2 tRNA genes and 2 rRNA genes are annotated in these 5,656 nt (G+C 49.7%); all 4 read left to right on the top strand.

The features are described from left to right. Positions 1-249 precede the first annotated feature (249 nt). Positions 250-1,771, top strand: a 16S ribosomal RNA gene (locus P2W71_RS14330). A gap of 232 nt (positions 1,772-2,003) precedes the next feature. Next, a tRNA-Ile gene (locus tag P2W71_RS14325) sits at positions 2,004-2,077 on the top strand. Positions 2,078-2,161: 84 nt separating this feature from the next. Then, positions 2,162-2,238, top strand: a tRNA-Ala gene (locus tag P2W71_RS14320). A gap of 505 nt (positions 2,239-2,743) precedes the next feature. Next, positions 2,744-5,649: ribosomal RNA gene (locus P2W71_RS14315) — 23S ribosomal RNA — on the top strand. The 16S and 23S rRNA genes sit together here with 2 tRNA genes alongside, the layout of an rRNA operon. Positions 5,650-5,656: the final 7 nt, after the last annotated feature.

The raw sequence follows: 5,656 nt of genomic DNA, 5'->3' as shown, positions 1-5,656 counted from the left end.
ACACGTTCATTGAATGGATGGAAATTGATAGCGGACCTGCGGGGAATTGTCAGTGATGGCAAGACTCTGCGATTGATTCTTTTGAGAGATAAAACTTGAAAGAGGAATGAAAAGAATAACGAGTCCAGGTTTCAGACAAAACAAGTAAGCTGGTAAGAAGGATGACCGAGAGGTTTTCTAACGATACTGGCGGTAATGTTTACAAGGCTCAGAGCGATCTGGGGTGAGTGGGCATTGCGAAGAATTATTACAATGGAGAGTTTGATCCTGGCTCAGGATGAACGCTAGCGGCAGGCTTAATACATGCAAGTCGAACGGTAAATATTATAGCAATATGATATGAGAGTGACGCACGGGTGCGTAACACGTATGCAACCTACCCTTTACAGGAGTATAGCTCGGGGAAACTCGAATTAACACTTCATAGTATAATTGAATGGCATCATTTGGTTATTAAATCTGAGGAGGTAAAGGATGGGCATGCGTCTGATTAGCTAGTTGGTAGTGTAACGGACTACCAAGGCGATGATCAGTAGGGGAACTGAGAGGTTGATCCCCCACACTGGCACTGAGATACGGGCCAGACTCCTACGGGAGGCAGCAGTAGGGAATATTGGTCAATGGGTGAGAGCCTGAACCAGCCATGCCGCGTGCAGGAAGAAGGCCTTCTGGGTTGTAAACTGCTTTTGCCAGGGGCTAAAAAGTCCATGCGTGGAAAATTGAAAGTACCTGGTGAATAAGCCACGGCTAACTACGTGCCAGCAGCCGCGGTAATACGTAGGTGGCAAGCGTTGTCCGGATTTATTGGGTTTAAAGGGTGCGTAGGCGGCCCTGTAAGTCAGTGCTGAAATATCCCGGCTTAACCGGGAGGGTGGCATTGATACTGCGGGGCTAGAGTACAGATGAGGTAGGCGGAATTGACGGTGTAGCGGTGAAATGCTTAGATATCGTCAAGAACACCTATAGCGAAGGCAGCTTACTAGGCTGTAACTGACGCTGAGGCACGAAAGTGTGGGGATCAAACAGGATTAGATACCCTGGTAGTCCACACTGTAAACGTTGATTACTCGCTGTGTGCGATATACAGTACGCGGCCAAGCGAAAGCGCTAAGTAATCCACCTGGGGAGTACGCCGGCAACGGTGAAACTCAAAGGAATTGACGGGGGTCCGCACAAGCGGTGGAGCATGTGGTTTAATTCGATGATACGCGAGGAACCTTACCTGGGCTAGAATGCCCTTGACTGGTGCAGAGATGTATCGTTCCGCAAGGACAAGGAGCAAGGTGCTGCATGGCTGTCGTCAGCTCGTGCCGTGAGGTGTTGGGTTAAGTCCCGCAACGAGCGCAACCCCTATCTTTAGTTGCCAGCACGTCATGGTGGGGACTCTAAAGAGACTGCCCGCGCAAGCGGAGAGGAAGGAGGGGACGACGTCAAGTCATCATGGCCCTTACGCCCAGGGCTACACACGTGCTACAATGGCGTATACAGAGTGTTGCAAGCTGGTGACAGTGAGCCAATCACAAAAAGTACGTCTCAGTTCGGATTGCAGGCTGCAACTCGCCTGCATGAAGTTGGAATCGCTAGTAATCGCGCATCAGCAATGGCGCGGTGAATACGTTCCCGGACCTTGTACACACCGCCCGTCAAGCCATGGAAGTTGGGAGGACCTGAAGACAGTTGCTGCAAGGCGCTGTTTAGGGTTAAACCGATGACTGGGGCTAAGTCGTAACAAGGTAGCCGTACCGGAAGGTGCGGCTGGAACACCTCCTTTCTGGATCCGCCAAATAGGGCGGAAAAGAAAACCGAAGACTCGGAGTTTAAGAATCGCAAGGGTTCGCTATCAATTACATTTATTCGAGAAATTATGGGAGGGCTGAAAGCGGAAGGCTAAAGGCGGAAAGCTAAAAGCAGAAAGCTTACGGCCACAAAAGGAACCGAGCAAGCACACTGCCGTTACAGGCGCAAGCTTTATGCTTTAAGCTAAAAAGCTTTCAGCTTAAAGAGGGCTTGTAGCTCAGGTGGTTAGAGCGCTACACTGATAATGTAGAGGTCCGTGGTTCGAGTCCACGCAGGCCCACTGAAAAGCAGAGTGAGACAGGAGAGCGGGAGTGAAAGGATGCAAGACATCAAAACTCACACTCACACTCACACTGAAATCAATGGGGGATTAGCTCAGCTGGCTAGAGCGCCTGCTTTGCAAGCAGGAGGTCATCGGTTCGACTCCGATATTCTCCACCAGGAGACACCGGCAGGAGGAAGTGGGGAAAGAGGAAGAAGGCAGAAGAAAGACGAAAGAAGCAGAAGGCAGAAGAGGGAAGGAAGAGAAGAGAGAAGGTAAGGAGAGCAGATAGGAAGTATTTGCTCGCAAGTATTTGAAAAGAGAATTGATAAGGGTTTGCCTGTAGAATGTTTACAGCAGATAGCCTTAACACATTGTCAATTCCTGGGCATTTGTTCAATGAAGGTAAGCCACCTTCGAACGACGGTTTAGGGTAAGATTGACAAAGGAGTTCATTGACATGGTGATGAAAGAGTAGTAAAAAGTAGAGATGCAGCAATGCATTTTTATGAAAAGGTGTAGAGATACAAGATAACTTGTATCGATACAACAAAATATGTAAGGCGCGAAAAGGTAAATGATGTCACAGTCATCTACCAGGGATGCGCTGAACAGCGAGCACATAGGAAAAATCCCAACGAATCCACGCTAGCAAAAGGGTGGAGGAGGTGATAAATCGTTTTAAAAGAAGTAAATAAGGGCGTATGGGGAATGCCTAGGCTCTCAGAGGCGAAGAAGGACGTGATAAGCTGCGATAAGCTACGGGGAACCGCAAATAGGTTTTGATCCGTAGATTTCCGAATGGGGCAACCCGGTCCGCTGAAGGCGGATCATGACGATGCAAATCGTTAAGCAAACCCAGGGAACTGAAACATCTAAGTACCTGGAGGAGGAGAAAACAATCTAGTGATTGCGCAAGTAGTGGCGAGCGAACGCGCAAGAGCCCAAACCTGTTTAGTTACGGCTAGACAGGGGTTATAGGACCACGATACTCGACTACACAATGAATCTGAACTGCGTGGGAAAGCAGGCCAAAGAAGGTGAGAGCCCTGTAAGAGTAAAGTTGTGTTACGTAGTGGTATCCTGAGTAGGGCGGGGTCGGAGACGCCCCGTTTGAAATTGCCAGCACCATCTGGTAAGGCTAAATACTCCTGAGAGACCGATAGTGAACCAGTACTGTGAAGGAAAGGTGAAAAGTACTCCGAATAGGAGGGTGAAAAAGAACCTGAAACCATACGCTTACAAGCGGTCGGAGCTAGGAAATCTAGTGACGGCGTGCCTTTTGCATAATGAGCCTACGAGTTACTGTCACTGGCGAGGTTAAGCGGTTAAAGCTGCGCAGCCGGAGCGAAAGCGAGTCTGAATAGGGCGTATAGTCAGTGGGAGTAGACGCGAAACTTTGTGATCTACCCTTGGTCAGGATGAAGTTCCGGTAACACGGGATGGAGGTCCGAACTAGTAAACGTTGAAAAGTTTTTGGATGAACTGAGGGTAGGGGTGAAAGGCTAATCAAACTGAGAAATAGCTCGTACTCCCCGAAATGTTTTTAGGAACAGTGTGGAGGTTGAGTTTAGTACAGGTAGAGCTACCAATAGGACTAGGGGGAGTCACATCCTACCAAATCCTGATGAACTCCGAATGGTACTAAATATACTCTGCAATGAGGGCATGGGTGCTAAGGTCCGTGTCCGAGAGGGAAAGAACCCAGACCTGCAGCTAAGGTCCCAAAATTTACACTAAGTTGAACTAAGGCGGTTCAGTTGCTTAGACAGCCAGGATGTTTGCTTGGAAGCAGCAATTCATTTAAAGAGTGCGTAACAGCTCACTGGTCGAGCGACAGAGCATCGATAATAATCGGGCATCAAGTGTAATACCGAAGCTCAGGATTCGCCAGCAATGGCGAGTGGTAGGGGAGCATTCTATCAGCGGAGAAGCAGACTGGTAATGGTTTGTGGAGCAGATAGAAAAGCAAATGTAGGCATAAGTAACGATAAGGCAGGCGAGAAACCTGCCCACCGATAGACTAAGGGTTCCGCGGCAATGCTAATCAACCGCGGGTAAGTCGGGACCTAAGGCGAACCCGAAAGGGGTAGTTGATGGACAATGGGTTAATATTCCCATACTAGCGTATCGAGCGATGGAGAGAAGGAGGAGTGACAGCTTCGCGCCCTGACGGACGTGGGCGTTAAAAGGTGTAGGTATAGATTCTACAGGTAAATCCGTAGAGTTTGCTGAAACCCAATAGTACGGGGAGGCTTCGGCCGAACTGATAGAAAGCGTAAGCAGACTTCCGAGAAAATCTTCTAAGCATATTGATACGGTACCCGTACCGGAAACCGACACAGGTAGTCAAGGAGAGAATCCTGAGGTGCTCGAGTGATTCATGGCTAAGGAACTAGGCAAATTAACCCTGTAACTTCGGGAAAAGGGGTGCCTCACTGTAGCAATACAGAAGGTCGCAGAGAAATGGCCCAGGCGACTGTTTAACAAAAACACATGGCTTTGCGAAATCGCAAGATGAAGTATAAGGCCTGACACCTGCCCGGTGCTGGAAGGTTAAGGGGGGACGTCAGTGGGGGTAACCCTGCGAAGCGTTGAACTGAAGCCCCAGTAAACGGCGGCCGTAACTATAACGGTCCTAAGGTAGCGAAATTCCTTGTCGGGTAAGTTCCGACCTGCACGAATGGTGTAACGATCTGGGCACTGTCTCAGCCATGAGCTCGGTGAAATTGTAGTCACGGTGAAGATGCCGTGTACCCGTCACGGGACGGAAAGACCCCATGCACCTTTACTATAGCTTCGCATTGACATTGGGTAGATGATGTGTAGGATAGGCGGGAGGCGATGATCCTGGGCCGCTAGGTTCAGGGGAGTCAACGGTGAAATACCGCCCTTTATTTATCTGATGTCTAATCCGCCGCAGGCGGAGACAGTGCGTGGTGGGTAGTTTGACTGGGGTGGTCGCCTCCGAAAGTGTATCGGAGGCTTTCAAAGGTATGTTCAGTACGCTTGGTAACCGTACGTGGAGTGCAATAGCATAAACATGCTTGACTGTGAGACAGACAAGTCGATCAGGGTCGAAAGACGGATATAGTGATCCGGTGGTTCTGCATGGAAGGGCCATCGCTCAAAGGATAAAAGGTACGCTGGGGATAACAGGCTGATCTCCCCCAAGAGCTCACATCGACGGGGAGGTTTGGCACCTCGATGTCGGCTCGTCACATCCTGGGGCTGGAGAAGGTCCCAAGGGTTAGGCTGTTCGCCTATTAAAGTGGCACGCGAGCTGGGTTCAGAACGTCGTGAGACAGTTCGGTCCCTATCTGTGATGGGCGTAGGAAGTTTGAGAGGACCTGACCTTAGTACGAGAGGACCGGGTTGGACCAACCGCTGGTGTACCGGTTGTGGCGTCAGCTGCATCGCCGGGTAGCTATGTTGGGATGAGATAAGCGCTGAAAGCATCTAAGCGCGAAACTTGCCTCAAGATGAGACTTCCATTAAGGGACGTCAGAGACTATGACGTTGATAGGCTGCAGGTGTAAAGGCAGAAATGTCAAAGCTGAGCAGTACTAATTACCCGAACGCTTCAGATAAAGAAAA

Source organism: Chryseolinea sp. H1M3-3 (genome assembly GCF_029360725.1).
GTDB lineage: Bacteria > Bacteroidota > Bacteroidia > Cytophagales > Cyclobacteriaceae > Chryseolinea.
This window is presented reverse-complemented; position numbering and strand designations above follow the sequence as displayed.